The 16,540-nt window shown below is 70.3% G+C and carries 18 protein-coding genes and 1 pseudogene; 7 read left to right on the forward strand and 12 right to left on the reverse strand.

Translation table 11 applies throughout. The annotated features are described in order from the left end of the window. Positions 1-318 precede the first annotated feature (318 nt). On the reverse strand, positions 319-744 hold the full coding sequence (locus ACJ8AT_RS21930; protein ID WP_407739749.1) for a nuclear transport factor 2 family protein: 426 nt from the start codon (positions 742-744) through the stop codon (positions 319-321). Positions 745-912: 168 nt separating this feature from the next. On the opposite strand from ACJ8AT_RS21930, the gene ACJ8AT_RS21935 reads away from it, so the two are divergent. Further along, positions 913-1,692, forward strand: a complete 780-nt coding sequence (locus tag ACJ8AT_RS21935) for a hypothetical protein (protein ID WP_407739901.1) — start codon at positions 913-915, stop codon at positions 1,690-1,692. An 18-nt stretch (positions 1,693-1,710) separates the two neighbouring features. Here ACJ8AT_RS21935 and ACJ8AT_RS21940 read toward each other — a convergent pair. From ACJ8AT_RS21940 to ACJ8AT_RS21970, 7 genes and pseudogenes are all read right to left on the reverse strand, one after another. Beyond that, a pseudogene (locus ACJ8AT_RS21940) lies at positions 1,711-2,205 on the reverse strand (Uma2 family endonuclease); the annotation flags it as partial. A 129-nt stretch (positions 2,206-2,334) separates the two neighbouring features. Beyond that, positions 2,335-5,817, reverse strand: a complete 3,483-nt coding sequence (locus ACJ8AT_RS21945; protein ID WP_407739750.1) for a PAS domain-containing protein — start codon at positions 5,815-5,817, stop codon at positions 2,335-2,337. 195 nt (positions 5,818-6,012) lie between these two features. Next, the gene (locus tag ACJ8AT_RS21950) at positions 6,013-6,993 is read right to left on the reverse strand and encodes a c-type cytochrome (protein WP_407739751.1); all 981 of its coding nucleotides are present in this window, start codon (positions 6,991-6,993) and stop codon (positions 6,013-6,015) included. Beyond that, the gene (locus ACJ8AT_RS21955; RefSeq protein WP_407739752.1) at positions 6,990-7,550 is read right to left on the reverse strand and encodes a cytochrome C oxidase subunit III; all 561 of its coding nucleotides are present in this window, start codon (positions 7,548-7,550) and stop codon (positions 6,990-6,992) included. Before ACJ8AT_RS21955 ends, ACJ8AT_RS21950 begins: the two co-directional genes overlap by 4 nt. Then, positions 7,547-9,295, reverse strand: a complete 1,749-nt coding sequence (locus ACJ8AT_RS21960) for a cbb3-type cytochrome c oxidase subunit I (RefSeq protein WP_407739753.1) — start codon at positions 9,293-9,295, stop codon at positions 7,547-7,549. The genes ACJ8AT_RS21955 and ACJ8AT_RS21960 overlap by 4 nt, the downstream gene beginning before the upstream one ends. Next, positions 9,292-10,083, reverse strand: coding sequence for a cytochrome c oxidase subunit II (locus ACJ8AT_RS21965; RefSeq protein ID WP_407739754.1), 792 nt, complete (start codon positions 10,081-10,083; stop codon positions 9,292-9,294). Before ACJ8AT_RS21965 ends, ACJ8AT_RS21960 begins: the two co-directional genes overlap by 4 nt. Further along, positions 10,083-10,292, reverse strand: coding sequence for a hypothetical protein (locus ACJ8AT_RS21970; RefSeq protein WP_407739755.1), 210 nt, complete (start codon positions 10,290-10,292; stop codon positions 10,083-10,085). Before ACJ8AT_RS21970 ends, ACJ8AT_RS21965 begins: the two co-directional genes overlap by 1 nt. A 309-nt stretch (positions 10,293-10,601) precedes the next feature. Here ACJ8AT_RS21970 and ACJ8AT_RS21975 point away from each other — a divergent pair, with 309 nt between their 5' ends. Continuing rightward, on the forward strand, positions 10,602-11,258 hold the full coding sequence (locus tag ACJ8AT_RS21975) for an SCO family protein (protein WP_407739756.1): 657 nt from the start codon (positions 10,602-10,604) through the stop codon (positions 11,256-11,258). A 122-nt stretch (positions 11,259-11,380) separates the two neighbouring features. Here the strand turns inward: ACJ8AT_RS21975 and ACJ8AT_RS21980 are convergent, their stop codons facing one another. Together ACJ8AT_RS21980 and ACJ8AT_RS21985 are read right to left on the reverse strand one after the other, a co-directional pair. Further along, the gene (locus ACJ8AT_RS21980; RefSeq protein ID WP_407739757.1) at positions 11,381-11,818 is read right to left on the reverse strand and encodes a hypothetical protein; all 438 of its coding nucleotides are present in this window, start codon (positions 11,816-11,818) and stop codon (positions 11,381-11,383) included. A gap of 117 nt (positions 11,819-11,935) precedes the next feature. Further along, the gene (locus ACJ8AT_RS21985; protein ID WP_407739758.1) at positions 11,936-12,343 is read right to left on the reverse strand and encodes a hypothetical protein; all 408 of its coding nucleotides are present in this window, start codon (positions 12,341-12,343) and stop codon (positions 11,936-11,938) included. Positions 12,344-12,500: 157 nt separating this feature from the next. On the opposite strand from ACJ8AT_RS21985, the gene ACJ8AT_RS21990 reads away from it, so the two are divergent. Beyond that, on the forward strand, positions 12,501-13,121 hold the full coding sequence (locus ACJ8AT_RS21990) for a putative ABC transporter permease (RefSeq protein ID WP_407739759.1): 621 nt from the start codon (positions 12,501-12,503) through the stop codon (positions 13,119-13,121). 44 nt (positions 13,122-13,165) lie between these two features. Here the strand turns inward: ACJ8AT_RS21990 and ACJ8AT_RS21995 are convergent, their stop codons facing one another. After that, entirely contained in the window at positions 13,166-13,996 is an 831-nt protein-coding gene (locus tag ACJ8AT_RS21995; protein ID WP_407739760.1) for a methylase, read from the reverse strand. After that, a complete protein-coding gene (locus tag ACJ8AT_RS22000) occupies positions 13,993-14,190 on the reverse strand; it encodes a hypothetical protein (protein WP_407739761.1) in 198 nt (65 codons plus the stop codon). Before ACJ8AT_RS22000 ends, ACJ8AT_RS21995 begins: the two co-directional genes overlap by 4 nt. Before the next feature lie 116 nt (positions 14,191-14,306). Between ACJ8AT_RS22000 and ACJ8AT_RS22005 the strand changes: the two genes are divergently transcribed. The 4 genes from ACJ8AT_RS22005 to ACJ8AT_RS22020 all read left to right on the forward strand — a co-directional run bounded on the left by ACJ8AT_RS22005 (position 14,307) and on the right by ACJ8AT_RS22020 (position 16,433). Next, positions 14,307-14,789 carry a hypothetical protein gene (locus tag ACJ8AT_RS22005; RefSeq protein WP_407739762.1) on the forward strand — a complete coding sequence of 161 codons (483 nt, stop codon included), beginning with the start codon at positions 14,307-14,309 and terminating at the stop codon, positions 14,787-14,789. A 153-nt stretch (positions 14,790-14,942) separates the two neighbouring features. Next, the gene (locus tag ACJ8AT_RS22010; RefSeq protein ID WP_407739763.1) at positions 14,943-15,410 is read left to right on the forward strand and encodes a hypothetical protein; all 468 of its coding nucleotides are present in this window, start codon (positions 14,943-14,945) and stop codon (positions 15,408-15,410) included. 213 nt (positions 15,411-15,623) lie between these two features. Beyond that, positions 15,624-16,040, forward strand: a complete 417-nt coding sequence (locus ACJ8AT_RS22015; RefSeq protein ID WP_407739764.1) for a hypothetical protein — start codon at positions 15,624-15,626, stop codon at positions 16,038-16,040. A gap of 9 nt (positions 16,041-16,049) precedes the next feature. Further along, positions 16,050-16,433, forward strand: coding sequence for a hypothetical protein (locus tag ACJ8AT_RS22020; protein WP_407739765.1), 384 nt, complete (start codon positions 16,050-16,052; stop codon positions 16,431-16,433). Positions 16,434-16,540 lie beyond the last annotated feature (107 nt).

A 16,540-nucleotide genomic window follows, 5' to 3' on the forward strand; every position in this document is an offset into this window, starting at 1 on the left:
CTGGATCGCATCTCCTCCAAGCGCTCCTTCTGGAGCCGGCTGACCTGACCAACTCCCGCGGGCGCGCAGGCTGAGGCATCCCCCAAGATCCCTCAGCCGTGCGGCCACGCGGGTTGACGGCACTCCGCCCATCCCTGAGCCCTCGGTGAGGAGGGCCGCGGAGCACACCGGGCTGCATAGCAATCCCAGGGCCGAGACCCGCGCAGTCCTCGGGCCCTCACAAACCTCGCAGTCACGCGGGGTTGGGGCCAGGCGCGCCCAGTCCTTCAGGACCCGCTTGCCCGAAACGGGGTGTCATGAAGGCCCCAGCGCCGCGGCTCAGGCCGGCGTGGTAGCCGGGGGCTCCGAGCGCTGCGCCGTCCCGTACGCCATCTCCCGCCCCAGCAGCCCCGGATCAAAGTACGCGAAGAAGCGCCGGATCCGATCGCCGTCCCACTCGAGGATCGACACGCCCTCGTAGCTCACCGCCGAGCCGTTGTGCGCCGTGCCCTGCGTCTCCCACTCCAGCGCCACCCGGTCCGCCGATTCGATCATGTTCCGGAAGGTGGACTTCACCCGCGCCAGCGTGCCCTTGTACTCCTTCCAGAACTGGCGAGCCCCCTCGCGCCCGGAGAACATGCGCTGCGAGGCCGCGTTGCTCACCTGCGCGTCGTCGCTGAAGAGCGACACCAGGGGCTCCAGCTCCCCGCCCTCCTCCAGCTTCGCCAGTGCGTCCACGAACCGCTGCGCTCGCTCCATCGCCATGCGTCCCTCGCTCGGCCTGTGAAAAGGATGTCGCCGGAACGGTGTTCACGCGGCGCATGCCCTGCTCCCGCCGCCGCCCGCTCCCTCGCTGGGCAAGGGGGCTTCAGTGAACCTTTTCTCGCAGCGCAGGCGCGGACACCCCGTGCTCGCAGGTAAGCTGGGCCCGCGATGGAACGCGTCCGCCCTCCCCGGCCCTCTGACGACTCCGGCCCCGAGACGATCGGCGCCCTGCCGAGCACACACTCGCTGGCCGTGCTGCTGGATGTGGTGCGCGCGCCCGGAGTGATGAGATCCGACGTGGACGCGCTCCTGCAAGGGCTCGCCCGCCCGCTGTCCGAGAACGAGTCCCCGCGCTCCCGAGCCGACCTCCTGCTCTCCCTCATCGAGTCCGAAGAGGTGGGCGACATGGTGGGCAGTGAGGGAACCCCCGTGCGAGCCGTCGCGGTGCAGGCCCTGCTCGACATGGGCTATCCCTATGCGCTCGAGATCCCTCCCGAGGCGTTCGGCGGCCGCCGCGCGGCCCTCCCGCAGGAGCTCCCCGTCCCCGGTTTGATCGCCACGCTGGCCGGCTTCATCATTCAATCCATCACCTGTGTGCCTCCCGTGCTCGAGCTCCTGGGCAGGGAGTCCGAACCGGACAAAGTGCTCGGGCTGATCGTCCTCAGCCTGCTGCTGGGTCCCACCTTCATGTCGGTGCTGGGGGGAGCGCTGCGAATGCGGTACCTGCAACGGCTCGGCCTGATCACAATGACGATCACCGGTGCCATCTGGCTGATCATCCTGGCCCTGCAGCTCGCCACCACCGGGCACCCGCTCTCCCACCTGTCCACCTATGTGTCGCTGGTCGCGGGGCTCGGGTTCCTGCTGGGCGCCTTCTTCACTCGCACGCCCGGGTGGCTCGCCCCGGACGAGGCACCCCCGGACGAGGCGCCTGAGACCGAGCCCTGAGCCCACGTCTCGGGAGCTGACGGCGGCATTGCCCGTGTACGTGTCCAACAGGAGGAAGTGAGTCCCCTCCAGCCGCAGCACCTCCAGCGTGCGCGCCACCGGATCCACCCACCACACGTGGCGGACTGCCTCGCGCGCATACACCCGCAGCTTGGCTCCTCGATCCAGGGCCACCGTGGACGGCGAGAGCACCTCGCAGACCCAGTCCGAAGCCAGGGAGATGGCCGCCGTGCGCGGCGGCTGAGGCATGCGCTCGCGTGTCCAAGACGCGAGGTCTGGCACCAGCACATCCTCGCCGAAGTGCAGCTCCGGCTCATCAAGGATGATCCAGCCTCCGGGTCCTCCACGCCCTCGATTGAAGGGACCGATCAGCTCGCCTCCGAGCTGCGAAGCCGCCACCGTGTGGGGAATGGCCGGCCGAGGGCTGGCGTACAGCTCGCCCTCGACAATCTCTCCCACCACGTTTGGAGGGAGTGCCTCCAAGTCCGCGTAGGTGGCTGGCCTCTTTCCCATGCTTCTTTCCTCGACCTCCACGCCCGTTTCCATGAGAAGCGAGCATAGTCACCCGGTCTGACGTACCAGGGCGGGTCCTCAGAGCCTACCTCATAAGTCGCTGACGCGTCGACCTGGACGGGCCCGCACTCAACCTCTCCCGGGAGTCACGGAAGAGAGCGTGGGGGTCTTGTCCTGGTCCCTGGCCGCCAGCCGCGCCACGGACTCCACCAGCGCGTCGGCCTCCAGCGGCTTGGCCATGTGTACCTGGAACCCCGCTCGGTAGGCCCGGCGCGCATCCTCCGCTCCCGCGTACGCCGTGAGCGCGATCGCCGGGATCCATTGATCCCTCGCCTCGGCCCACTCGCGGATCCGCTTGAGCAGCGCGTGCCCGTCCTCTCCCGGCAGCCCGATGTCCGAGATCAGCACGTCCGGCAACACCGCCTCCAGGCGCTCCATCGCCTCGCGCCCGTGGGCCGCCGCGTTCACCTCCGCGCCGCGCTCGCGCAGCAGCAGCGTGATCAGCTCACGCGCGTCCGCCGCGTCCTCCACCAGCAGCACCCGCACCCCGTCCAGCCGCACCGTGGAGACCGCGCTCTCCGTGGCGCCCGCTCGCTCCGGCTCCGGCAGCAGCGCCGGCACCGGCAGCCGCACCGTGAACGTAGCGCCGTGCCCCAGCCCCGCGCTCGCCGCCTCCACCGCCCCGGCGTGCAGCTCCACCAGGTGCCGGACAATGGCCAGCCCCAGCCCCAGCCCGCCGTGCTCGCGCGTGCTGCTGCCGTCCGCCTGCCAGAAGCGCTCGAACAGGTGCGGCAGCGCCTCCGCGCGGATGCCCTGCCCCGTGTCCGTCACCCGCACCCGCCACTCCGAGTCCCCGCGCTCCACCCGCACTTCCACCCGGCCCCCGGCGGGCGTGAACTTCACCGCGTTCACCAGCAGGTTCCAGAACACCTGCTGCAACCGCCCGGGGTCTCCCGTCACCTGCCCCACCCCCGCCGCCAGCTCCACCGCCAGCGTCACGCCCTTCTGCTCCGCACGCGGCCGCACCACCTCCACCGCCGCCTGCACCACTCCCGCCAGCTCCACCGCCTTGCGGTGCAGCGTCAGCTTCCCGGTGAGGATGCGCGACACGTCCAGCACGTCCTCGATGAGCTGCGCCAGCGAGCGAGCGTTGCGCTCGATGACCTCCAGGCCCTTCTCCCGCACCGAGACGTCGTCCCGCCGCGTGCGCAGCATCTGCGTCCAGCCCAGCACCGCCGTCAGCGGCGTGCGCAGCTCGTGGCTCATCACCGCCAGGAACTCGTCCTTGGCGCGGTTGGCCGCCTGGGACTCGGCAATCAATCGCGCGTTCTCGATGGCCACCGCCGCCAGCCGCGCCAGCTGCAGCAGGATGGCCTCGTCCTCGGACGTGAAGTCTCCATCGTACCGGTCCGACAGCTGGATGAGCCCCAGGTTGCGCCCGTTGCGGCCCACCAGCGGCACCGCCAGCCAGCCGCGCAGGGGCGGGTGCCCAGCCCCGTTCCCCCTGAAGGCCCGCCACGCCGGATCCGTCCTCAGCTCCACCTGCGTCAGCCGCAGCGGGCGGTTGGTCCGGCACACCTCCGCGTAGAGGCCCGTCCCATCCGTGCGCGCCGAGTACCCCCGCCACGCCGCGTACTTGTCCGACAGCGAGACGGTGTGGATGGCCTGCGCCCAGTCCTCGCCCGTCGTCAGGCTGGTGACGGCCTGGTGCGCGCCGATGAGCGAGCGCGCCTGCTCCGTGATCACCTGGAGCACCCCATCCAGCGACGCCGCCTGGCCAATCGCCAGCGAGGCCTCCGCCAGCCCCTCGAGCTGCACCCGGTGGTGCTGCTCGCGGCGCAGCAGCCGGGCCCGCTCCGCCTCGTCCTCGCGCTGGCGAGTAATGTCGCGGTGGTTGCCCACCCACTCGCGCACCGAGCCGTCCGGCTCCAGCACCGGCACCGCGCGCACCTGCATGTGGCGGTACACCCCGTCATGCCGCCGCAGCCGCACCTCCCCCTGGTAGGGCGCCGCCGCCGCCACCGCCTGGCGCCACGAGCCCTCCATGGCCTCCCGGTCCTCCGGGTGCACCGCGCTGAGCCAGCCCCAGCCCAAGAGCTCCTCGCGCTCCTGCCCCGTGAAGGCCCGCCACCCCGGCTGATCCGAGTCGAACTCGCCCTCGGGCGGCATGTCCCAGATGATCTCCGAGGTGGAGGTGAGGAAGGCGCGGAAGCGCTCCTCGCTGCGCGCCATGTCCCGCAGCAGCTCCTCCACCGTGCGCCGGGCCAGCACCTGATCCGTCACGTCGAAGGCGAACGAGGCGACGCCCTCCACCTGCCCCTCCGCGTTGCGCAGCGGCTGGTACACGAAGTCGAAGTACGCCTCCGCCGCGAGCACGTCCTGGCCCTTGCCGCCCAGGCGCACCGGGAACTCCTTGCCCACGAAGGCCTCGCCGGTGGCGTACACCCGGTCCATCGCCTCGAAGAGCCCCTGCCCCTCCAGCTCCGGCATGGCCTCGCGCATCGTGCGCCCGGTCAGGTCCTTGCCGCCCAGGAACTGGCGCTGGCGCGGGTTGCAGAGCACGAAGCGGTGCTCGCGGCCGCGGGTGAGGAACATCATCGCCGGGGCGCGCATCACCAGCTCTTCCAGCCGGGAGCGCTGGGCCTCCACCTCCGCCATCAGCCGCGAGCGCTCCATCGCCAGCGCGCAGTGCCGCGCCAGGGCCAGGAGGAACTCGCGCTCGTCTCCGGAGAAGGCGCGCGGCTCGGGGAAGCACAGCGCCAGCACGCCGATGATCTTCGCCTCCACCACCAGGGGCATGCTCGCCACCGAGCGCGCCGGCGTCTGCTCCAGCATGACGTGCAGCAGGTTGGGGTAGCGGGCGGCCAGGGCCTCGGGGGACTCGAGCCACACGGCCTCGCCGGTGTTGTACGAGTGGGGCAGCGGCAGCGGCGCATCCAGCGGCATGAGCTGGAAGTCCCGGTAGAGCTGACGCGACCAGCCGTTGTAGGCCACCGTTCGCAGCACCTGCTGGCCCTGGACGGGCAGGCCCACGGTGGCCATGTTGGCGCCCACCGCGGCCATGATGCTCTCGACGGCCACGGACATCACCTCTTCCGGCGAGTTCGCCCCGGACAGCTGCGCGGTGAGCTCCTGCAGGCGCGCGAGCCGAGTCGTGGTGCGCTCGGCGTCCTCGCGGGCGGCGCGCTCGGCGGCCAGCAGCCGCAGCCGCTCCACCTCCGCCTGCCGGGTGTCGGTGATGTCGCGGATGATCGCCACGAGCCCGGCGCTCGAGGGGAACACGCGCACCTCGAACCAGGAGTCCGTGGGCGGGTAGTAGTCGGTGAGGGTGCTGCGCTCGCCGGAGACCATGGCCTCGCGGAAGGCCGAGGCGAACGGGGTGTTGTCGAGCTCGGGCAGCTCCTTCCAGAGCTCGTGGCCCAGCACCGACTCGCGCGAGCGGCCCGCCAGACGCTCGGAGACGGAGTTGAGATAGGTGATGCGCCAGTCTCGATCCACCGAGACGATGCCGTCGGTGATGCTGTCCAGGAGCGGATCAAACCAAGGGTCGCCTCCCGCCGGCGTCCCGACGCCTGGCTGCTGCGGTACTGGAGGCAGGAGTGGGATCCGCATGGCGACTGTCCAGGCTTAGCAGAGTCCGGAGGAAAGATTCGCGGCTGTGGCGAGCGAACTGTCTCCTGTGGACAGGCTATTCCTCCTCGGGGGCTGGGTCTCGGCTACCCCGATGTGGGCCGTCCCGCCGGGCAGGCATACCCGGTAGCAGGGTTCCGAGGTGAACCTACCGGTCCTGAGGGAAGGCCGCGTGTGTCACTTCGCCGGGTTGCGCAGTCGCTCCTTCAACGCGCGGCCCTCGGGCGTGTCCCGCTGGTTCACCAGCGTCTGCACGTAGTACGCGAGCGCCCACAGGTTCTCCTCGGGGATCGCGCCCTTCCACGTGGGCATCGCCGCTCCGCCCACTCCCGCGGAGATGACTCGGTATAGATCCTCTCGCTGTCGCTCCAGGGTGTACTCGGAGCCCTCCACGGTCGCTCCCAGCGGCCACACCGTGCGCAGCCGGTGCATCAGGAAGTCCGGCGGCAACACCTTCGCCGTCTGCGCCACCTCGCCCTTGGCGTCCACCGCTACCGCGTAGTCCGAGTCCCTCGCCTGCTGCGTGTATGGATCCGCCTTGCTCAGGTCCACCTTGCGCCCTGTCACCTGCTCCGTGAGCGCCTCCAGCTCCGGCTTGGGCAGATACGAGATGTGGCAGCCCGAGCACCCCGCATGCCCCTTGCCCGCCACGTGGTAGACCTCCTTGCCTCGCTCCACCGCCTCCGCCTCGCGGCCCTTCCACGGATCCGCGGAGGCCGCCAGCGGCGTGCCCGGCGCCTCCTGCTGCCAGCGCGGGCTGAACGTCTTCAGGTACTGCACCACCGCCTCGACATCCGCCTCCGGCACGCCCCACCCCTGCATCGGTGTGCCGTGCAGCCCGCGCCGCACCGTGCGCTTGAGGGCCTCGTCCATGGGCAGCTCGCCCGCCGAGACTCCGCCGAACTTGAACAGCCCCTGCCGGAAGCTCCTCGGCGGCGGACGCATCCCCACCGCCGAGGGCCCTTGCCCATCCCCTCGCTCACCGTGGCAGGACACGCAGTAGTACGCGTACACGTCCCGCCCCCGCTCCAGCGTCTCCGCCGCAATCGTGCGCCCGTCGCCCAGCTTCAGCGGCTCGAGCTTCGGCGCCTGCGAGCTGCAGCCCGCCCCCATGGCAGCGAGCACCGAGATCATGATCAGCGCGCGTGTGGCGTTCATGGCAGGTACACCGCCGCGAAGAGGATCAGCCCCGTGGCCGCCAGGAAGAACCCGTAGAGCGCCCAGAGCCGAAGCGCCCCGCGCACCTCCCGGCCTCGCACGCCGCGCACCAGCTCTCGCATCAACCCGAGCATCCCCACCAGCACGTGCGCCCCGTGCAGCCCTCCCAGCCCGTACACCGCCGAGGCGTACGCTCCGCCCTGCGGCAGCTTCAGCCCCGCGCTCCACAACGTGCCCAGCACGAAGCCCTGCACCGTCAGCGAGCCCACCAGCGCCACGAGCGCTCCCGCCGCATAGAGCGTGACACGCGCCGCCCGCCCTCCCACGTGTAGCAAGGCCCCTGCCGCTCCGAGCAGCAGCACTGCCACCGCCGGGAGGATTTTCGGCAGCACAGGCATGCCCGCCAGAGGCCAGGGCTCGCGCATCCGCAGGTAGCCCACCGAGAACGCCAGCGCCGCGAAGAACATCGCCCAGGCGCTCAGCCCCACCATCACTCCGAGCCAAGCTGTCCCCTCGTCTGCTCGCGCGGGGGGAGCGGGAGTCTCCGCGGGCGTCATCCGACACCTCCCGCGCTCGGCAGCGGCGAGGCCAGCTCCGTCGCTCCCGCTTCGGTGCGGCGCGTCTCTCCGGGCAGCTCCTCCGCCTGGCCGATCCAGTCACGCCCCAGCAGCTCGAGCCCCTCCGGCTGCGAGAGCTCGTGCGGGCCTCGCACCACCACCGGCACCCGGGCGTAGTTGTTCGCGGGCGGCGGGCTCGGCGCGCAGGTCCACTCCAGCGTCCCCACCTGCCACGGGTTCGCGTCCGCCACCGGCCCTCTGCGCAGCGACCAGACCAGGTTCACCACGAACAGCAGCTGCGTCAGCCCCAGCAGGAACGCCGCGTGGCTCGTCGCCTTGTTCAGCGTCAGCAGGTGCTGGAGGTACTGGTACTGGTACGGGTCATACAGCCGCCGCAGCTGCCCCGAATACCCCGCCAGCAGCTGCCCGCCGAACACGCAGAGGAAGAGCACCGCCGTCAGTACCACGTGCGTCTTCGACAGCCCCGCGTGCAGCGTCCGCCCGAACATCTTCGGGAACCAGAAGTACAGCCCCGCGAACACCGCCAGGAAGCTCGCCGCGCCCATCGTCAGGTGGAAGTGCCCCACCACCCACATCGTCCCGTGCAGCGGGATGTCCGTGGCCACCGCTCCCAGCGCCAGGCCGGTAATCCCTCCCAGCCCGAACACCACCATCGCCGACACGGCCGCCAGCAGCGGCGCCGTCAGCCGCACGCTCCCGCGCCACACCGTCACCAGCCAGTTGAGGAACATCACCGTCGAGGGCAGCGAGATGATCAGCGTCAGCGTGCTGAACGCCCGGCCCAGCATCGGCGACAGCCCACTGGTGAAGAGGTGGTGCGCGTACACCAGCCCGGACAGCACCGACACGGTGCTCATCGCCAGCACCGTGCCCCGGTACCCGTGCGCCGGCCGCCGGCTGAAGAAGGCCACCAGGTCCCCGATCATCCCCCACCCCGGCAGGATGAGGATGTAGACCTCCGGGTGCCCGAACATCCAGAACAGGTGCTGGTACAGCATCGGGTCGCCGCCGTGGGCCACCGCCGCGCCCTCGAGGAAGAAGCGCGTGTCCGCCAGCCGATCCAGCAACAGCAGCCCCGTGGCCGCCGCCACCACCGGGATGAACAGCAGGTTCAGCACCGACGTGAGGAACAGCCCCCACACCGTCAGCGGCAGCCGCAGCCACGTCATCCCCGGCGCCCGGCAGCGCACCACCGTCACCACGTAGTTCACCGCGCCCAGAAACGACGACAGCGCCGAGCACACCACGCCCAGCATCACCAGCGTCTGCCCCACCCCCGGGGTGAACACGTGCGTGGACAGCGGCGGGTAGCTCGTCCACGCGGCGCTCGCCGTCCCCAGCCGCACGAAGAAGGAGGCCAGCACCAGCGCCCCACCCGTGGCGAACACCCAGAAGCCCAGCGCCGTCAGCCGGGGAAACGCCATCCCCCGCGCGCCCACCGCCAGCGGAATGACGAAGTTGCCCAGCGCTCCAATCAGCAGCGGGGCGATGGCGAAGAACACCATCATCAGCCCGTGCATGGTGAACACGCCCGTGTAGGCCGGCGGCGTAATCGCCCCGCCCGAGCTCGGCAGCGCCCACCCGAGCCCCGGCACCGGCCGCCCCGGGTACGCCCACTGCCAGCGGATGATCATCGCCAGCAGCCCGCCCACCGCCAGAAAGCCCAGCCCCGCCCAGAGGAACTGCCGCGCCACCACCTTATGGTCCGTGGAGAACAGCCTCATGGCTTCGGCCTCCACTCCCAGCCCCAGTGCGCCGCCGTGTCCGCGCTGTCATACACGTGGGCCGCCTGCCGGCTCGCCTCGCGCAGCCACGTCGCGTAGGCCTCGGGCGTCATCACCGTCAGCGTGCCTCGCATCTTGTAGTGGCTGGTGCCGCAGTGCTCGTAGCACGCCACCTCCCACGTGCCCTCGCGCGCCGCCTGGAACCACGTCTGGTTCACCCGCCCCGGAATCGCGTCCAGCTTCACCCGGAAGTTCGGCAGCGAGAACCCATGCACCACGTCCGTGGACGCCAGCTGCACCCACACCGGCACGCCCACCGGCACCCGCACGTCGCTCCACGTCACCACGTCGTCCGCCGTGTTGAAGCGCCCGTCCTCCCCCGCGTACCGCACCTCCCACGCCCACTGCCGCGCGTTCACCTCCAGGCGCACCGTGGCCGGGTTGCCCTCGGGCACCTCGAAGTTCCACAGCACGTCATCCAGGTACCCCAGCGAGCGCGCGAACATCGTCCCATCCACCACTCCGAAGATCGTCAGCGCCGTCACCATCACCAGCGCCCGGCTGCGCCGCGTCCCGCCATCCGGGGCCACTTTGCGCGCCCCTCGGAAGCGCCACAGCATCAACCCCAGCCACCCCAGCATCACCACCGCCAGGATGAAGTCGAAGCGGTGGTTGAGCTCCAGCAGCTGATCAATCCGGTGCCCGTTGGCGCTCACATCCTCGGGCAATGCCACCGTGGCCACCGTGTGGCGAGGCTCGGCTCCGGGCGTCCCTGGCGCGGCGTCCATCACTGGCTCCTCTTGGCATCACCTCGCGCGGCCCTGATCGCCGCCCACACCCCCAGCGCCACCAGCAGGAACGGCAACAGCAGCATGGCGCCCACCAGCAACGCCGAGCGCCCCGCCGCCTCCGGCGCCCGCTCCGCGCACGTCGGACACGCCAGCACCCACCCCGGCACCAGGCTCAACGCCAACGCCAGCACCGGCGCGAGCCGCACGGCCCACGCCTCCCAGGCGCGCCGCGAGCCTCCCGCGACACGCGGCTCCCTCGCTCCCGCCCTCTCCCAAGGGGAGGGCTCGGCGATCACTCCGAGGACGGCTGGCACACAGGGCATCGGCAAGCGCCACCGGCTACCATGCCCCCTCCCTCCCCTCAAGCGCCGCCGCCACCCGGGCCCCTCACGGCCCACATGTCTGCTCGCCCGCTGCGCGCTCCGCCCAGGCGCTCCCCCGCCCTCCAGCCACCGCGCCGCGTCACGCCGTCACTTGTGCTCCCCGAGGACTTTCGCTAGCAGTCCGTGCTCGCCATGTCCGCTGACACCGCCGCCCCTGTCCCCCAGCAGCCTTCCCTCCTGCGCCACCCCGCCCTCTGGCTCGGCGTCTCCGTCATGGCGCTCGGCCTGCTGGCGCTGTCGCTCGGCTACGTGCGCGCCCAGTCCCAACCCCTGCCGAAGCTCGGCACGCTGCCGGACTTCACCTATACCCGCCAGGACGGCACCCCGTTCGGCTCGGCCCAGCTGCGCGGCCACCCCTACGTGGCCAACTTCATCTTCACCCGCTGCCCCACCGTCTGCCCCGCCTTCACCCGGAAGATGGCGCGCGTGCAGAAGGAGACGGACCGCTTCGGCCCCAAGCTCCAGCTCGTCTCGTTCTCGGTGGATCCCGCCTACGACACCCCCGAGCGCCTGGCCGCCTACGCCCAGAAGCATGGCGCCAACGCCGCCCGCTGGAGCTTCCTCACCGGCGACTACGCCGCCCTCAAGGACACCGTCGTCAACAGCTTCAAGATCTCCATGGGCCGCGAGTCCATGGACGAGGCCGACGTGCTCGGCATCTTCCACGGCAACCACTTCGTCCTCGTGGACGGCACCGGAGAGATCCGCGGCTACTACGAGAGCGCCGATGACGACGCCTTCGAGCGCCTGCTGCACGACGCCGATCGGCTCGCCCGCGAGAACGGCTGATCAGCTCCACTTCCCTGCATCACCCCGCATCTCCCGACACCCTCCCCGGAAAAGACAAAGGGCCAGTCCCCGCATAAGGGACCGGCCCTGGTCATGCAGCCCGGACAGGCGCCGCGTTACGACTAGAAGATGTGCGCGGCGTGAGCCTGGGCGATGAGCTGCTGGAAGTTGCCCTGGCCCAGCGGGTTGTTGGCGAAGGCGCCGACCTTGTCCGCCACGCCCTTGATGCCCTCGGCGAGCTTGGTCACATCGCCCACCGTCTTGGTGGCCTTGCCCAGCAGGCCCGTGGCGCCCAGGACGTTCTTGGACAGGAAGCTGGCGCCGCTGTCGATGAGCTTCTCAGCGAAGGGCTTGACGAAGTTGCCCAGACCGAACGGGAGCTTGTCCAGGAAGCCACCGGCCAGCTTCTTCAGGGGGGCGGTCAGCTCGCCCAGGGGCTTCTGGGCCACCTGGAGGATCTTGCCGCCGATGTCGGCGACCTTGCCGGCCACGCTGCTGACCTTGGAGGCCACGCTGCCAACGGACTTGAGGACATTGCCAATGCTGGAGAAGAAGCTCATGGCTGACTCGCTTTCAGAAGGTTTTTAGAAGAGTGAAGGTACAAAAAGGTTATCGGAGCGGAGGTGGAAAGGTTTCCTGCGAGCTGATTTCGCGATCATTTTTCCACCCCGGAGGGGCTAGCGCTTCTTCGCCGAGTCCGCCGGGGGGGTGGCCACGGGGATGGACTCGCCCGAGAGCGAGGGCCCCTTCTTGGGCGTCGAGGCTGCCTGGAAGTCGGACTTCTGGAACTCCTGGTTGACACCCAGCTCGCCCTTGGCAGCGGCGATGAGCACCTGGGCCACCTGCTCCTCGGTGGGAGGGTTGAAGCCGTTGGCGCGCAGCTCCTCGTCCTCCACCACGTCGAGCACCGGCTCCTTGTCCTTGTCCTGGGCGTACTGGAGCACCAGCTCCACGTAGGCCTCCAGCTCCATGCCCACCGCCTTGGCGATGCGCTTGGTGTCCGCATCCTTGAGGAGCTCGGCACGGACCACTTCGATGGGACGCTTGAGCCCACGCTTCGGGCCCGCGGCGGTGTCCTGGGACATGTCTGGTACTCCGGGGGTTGTGAGGAGGTGAGCGACTCGGGGTGAACAGTCTGCCCGGGTTTTCCGCGTTAACGCAAGTCAGTGTCCACTATGTGCCTTGCGGCTCGTGGGGGGCGGCACCCATGTTCCCTCACGCTTCGGAGCGTGGGAGGCATGGATGAGCGGCGGGCGGGGCGCGAGCGCGGGGTGGGCGGGGCCGGGGGGACAGAGGCTGGGCCTGCTCGGGCGGTTCGTCGTCTACGGGCTCATCGGCTGGTGCATCGAGTGCTTCTTCACCTCGGTGGTGGATCTGGCCTCGGGGGCGGGGGACCTGCGGCTGAAGGGGTACTCGTACCTGTGGATGCACCCCATCTGGGGCGTGGGGTTGCTGCTGGGCGAGCGGCTCAGCCTGGGGCTGCAGCGCGCTGGGCTGACCCGGGCGACGCGGGCGCTGGTGGGCATGGCCCTGTGCTTCGCGGTGGAGTACGCCACGGGGGCGCTGCTGGTGGGGCTCATTGGCCGCTGCCCGTGGGATTACTCGGCCTCGCAGTGGAGCGTGAATGGGCTGATCCGCCTGGACTACGCGCCCTTCTGGTGGATGTGCAGCTGGCTCTATGAGCCGCTGGGCGCGCTGATCCGCCGGGTGCACATCGGCGCCGAGGCCGCCGAGCCCGGGCCCGTGCTCGAAGCCGAGCCCGAGCCCCAGGCCGTGTCTCCCGCCTCGCCCGCGCTGTGGGCGGCGAGCGCGACGCGGGCGCCCCTGCCCAAGCCCACGGCCCAGGCCGTGTCCGGGCTGTGAGCCTCGAGAGCGGCTCGTGCCTCCTTATATAGGGAGAGGGGCCTCTATCCCGCGGGTGGGGAGTCCGTCGGGCGGGGAACACCCCCGGGGGGCTGCCAGCGCAGGTAGCCTCGCTCCAGCAGCCACGCGTCGGTGCTCACGGCTCCGGAGGCGGCGGCCAGCCGGAGCGCGCTCTCGCGGAACGCGCTCTTGGGCTCCCACGCGCCGTGCTGCCGAGCCTCGTTCCAGGCCGCCGTCCACGCGGTGAAGAAGGCGTGGATGGGCTCTTCCGGTTGCACCCGGCGGCGCAAGTCCCGGGGCAGCCAGTCCCGGAAGAGCAGCGGCGCGAAGCCCTGGTGAAAGTCCGTGTGAAAGAGCAGCGCCTCGCGGGTGAGGCCCTCGGGGGTGCGCCGCAGCAGGTAGGCCACGGTGATGCCGCCTCGGGTGTCCGTGCTGCCCTCCACCACCAGGCCGCCCGGCAGCAGCGCCCGGCCCAGCTCCGCGTGCGCCGTCTCCACGTCCTCGGGGCGGTACTGGCGCAGGATGTTCATCGCCCGCACGAGCCTCACCGGCTGCCCCGCCGTGCTCGCCCAGCCGAAGCCTCCGTGGCGGAACCGCGTGAGCGCATCCTCGTGGCCCATGGCCGAGGCGGCCCGGCCCTCCTCCGCCTCCACGCCGATGACGGGCAGCGTGGGGTTCAGCTCGCGGAAGGCCTCGGCGCTCTCCAGGGTGGTCCACGGGTGCTCGCCAAAGCCCACGTCCAGGAAGGCCGCCTCGCGCCACTCGCCCTCGTGGCGCTCCAGCAGCGCTCGCTCGCACCGGCACAGGTACGCATCCAGCGCCAGCAGCCGGGAGCGCGAGGTCCTCCCCCGCGTGCGGCGCTCCGGAGGAGTCATCGCCCCAGCCCGCCCTCCGGCTCGGGCTCTCCGGCCAGGGCGCGCCGGTAGACCTCGAGATCCCACGGCGTGAAGAGCACCACCGTCACCTTCTCCACCTGGGGCAGCAGCGCCGAGTTGGCCGCGTTGACGATGGCGTCCGCCGTCACCTTGGTGATGTCGCCCTGCACCAGCTCCAGCCGCGAGTCGCTCATCCTGGGCCCTCTCTTCAAGTCTGACAGCACGCGGACAGGCTGTCCCCGCTTCCCATTGGACAACTCGTGGATACCTTCCGGCGAAGCGCAACAGCTTCCTTTATCCAGGGGATGACATGGCGACACTCAGGCGTGGGTTGGTGGACAAGGTGAAGAAGGCGGCGGAGAAGGTGAGCACGCGAGGTGTCCAGGTGGCGGCCAAGGCCGGCACCCGCGGAGCGCGGGCCCTGGTGGAGACCACCGTCGCCGCGGTGAAGACGGTAGACAAGCTTCAGGAGAAGCTCGGCCGGCGCCCGGCCAAGGCCCCGGTCGCCGAGGAGCCCATGGCCGACATTCAGGCGTCCGCGGCGGAGATGCCGAAGGCCACGCCGAAGGCCTCGGCGGCCAAGGCTCAGAAGACCTCGGGGGCCAAGGCTCGCACGGCCAGCCCGGTGCCGAAGGCCCGCCGCACCACCGCTGACTCCGAGGCCTCGCCGGTGATGCTGCGCGAGGCGGGCCGGAAGACGATGCCCACCGCGGCGCCCAAGCGCTCGAAGGCGGCGGCGGCGCCCGGCTTCAAGGTGAAGCGCGGCCAGAAGCACCGCCACACCGGCCGCTGATCCATACGCGGTCTCCCCTCGGAGGCAGCCACGCAGGCCGTCCCGGGCCCTCCCAGGACGGCCTCGGCCGGGGACACATGCAGGGGGATCCTCAATCTGCGAGGACTCGGTGCGGCGGTCGAGCTATCATCCCGCCAAACCCTGGAGATCCCCATGCCCGAAGACAATGGTTTTCCCGACGCCAAGCCCGGCACGGCTGAAGCGGCTCCCGCGGCGGCCCCCCAGAAGAAGCTCCGGCGTCCCGTGGAGGAGGTCCGCGAGGAGCTGATGGCCAACGAAGAGGTGCGCAAGCAGGCCAAGCTGCTGAAGCTCTCGTTGACCGCCTACGTGGAGAAGATCCTCGACTACGCGCAGAACCCCGAGAAGCCGCCCGAGGTCTACGTCGTCACCGACGCGGAGCTCAAGGCGAGGGATCCGTCCATCCCCTCCACCATGGAGATCCACGACTACATCCAGTCGATCGCCCGCGGCGAGGTCGTCATCAGCCCGGCGCACCAGCGCGATGGCTACGCCGAGGACTCCTCGCAACAGCGCTACCAGACGGCGCTGGGCACCGCGGAGACCCCCAAGGGCGCCCCCGAGGACGCCTCCACCTCGCGCAACCCCAAGAAGGCTCCCTGATCCACGGCCCCGGCCGGAATCCGGGCCGGATTACCCGCCGAATTTCTCTGGATCAGACCGCTCACCGCCCGCCAAGTCCTTGAAGTCAAAGGACTTTCGCGGGCGGTTCTTTTTTGTCCACCGGGCACGCAACCCTCGCCGGGTGGACGCGATAACTCCTTTGTCAGACACATCGCGGGCCGCACAGCGGCCCCCACAAATCAGGAGTCTACAATGGGCAAGATTGGCAAGATTTTCGGCAAGGTTCTCCAGGTTGTTCAGCCGATCCTCACGGCGGTGAACCCGCTGCTGGGCGCGGCCGCTGGCTTCGTGGGCGGCATGCTGCAGGGCAAGAACCCGCTGCAGGCTGCCCTCGGCGCCGCGTCGGGCCTGATCCCCGGCGGCGCTGGCGGCCTGATGAACAACGTGCTCGGCAAGTTCGCCGGCGGCGCGCTGGGCGGCATCATGGACGGCATGGGCGGCAACAGCCTGCTCAGCGGCGCGCTGAACGCCGTCACCGGCCAGGGCAAGGTGACCGACATCGTCGGCGACCTCATCAAGAAGACCGCCGAGAAGGGCCTGACCGAGAAGGGCCTGCAGAACGTGCAGGAGCTCACCGCGCACCGCATGGCGCAGATGGTGCTCAACTAAGCTGTGCTCATGACGCCCATCCGCTTTGTTCCAGAGCTGCACTTCGAGCAACTCCGCTCCTGGCTGCAGGTCTGGAACGAGGACATGGTCCCCGAAGCACTTCCCAAGACGGGCTTCATCATTCCTGGGAAGTGCGCGGGTTTTGTGTACAGCACGGACAGCTCGCTGGCGTTCCTGGAGACGCTGGTGGCCGCGCCGGGGTTGGACAAGGAAGTGCGCAGTCAGGCGGTGGATGCCATCGTCGCCGCCCTCATCGAGGAGACCCGCAAGCTGGGCTTCAAGATGCTGGTGGGCTACACGAACCTGGACGCGGTGGTGAAGCGCTCGGAGAGGTTCGGCTTCCAGTACGTGGCGGGCGGTTTCCACACCGTGGTGCTGCCGCTCCAGCCGTAAGAGACAGACAAAGCTTTCCAACTCGCGGGCCCGGGAGGACTTCCTCACCGGGCTCGTGGCTTTTTTGCGGGTCCACCCGCGCCAGGGCTGAGGGCGCGGAGGGCCTC

It is taken from the genome of Hyalangium sp. (genome assembly GCF_045802625.1).
Lineage (GTDB): Bacteria > Myxococcota > Myxococcia > Myxococcales > Myxococcaceae > Hyalangium.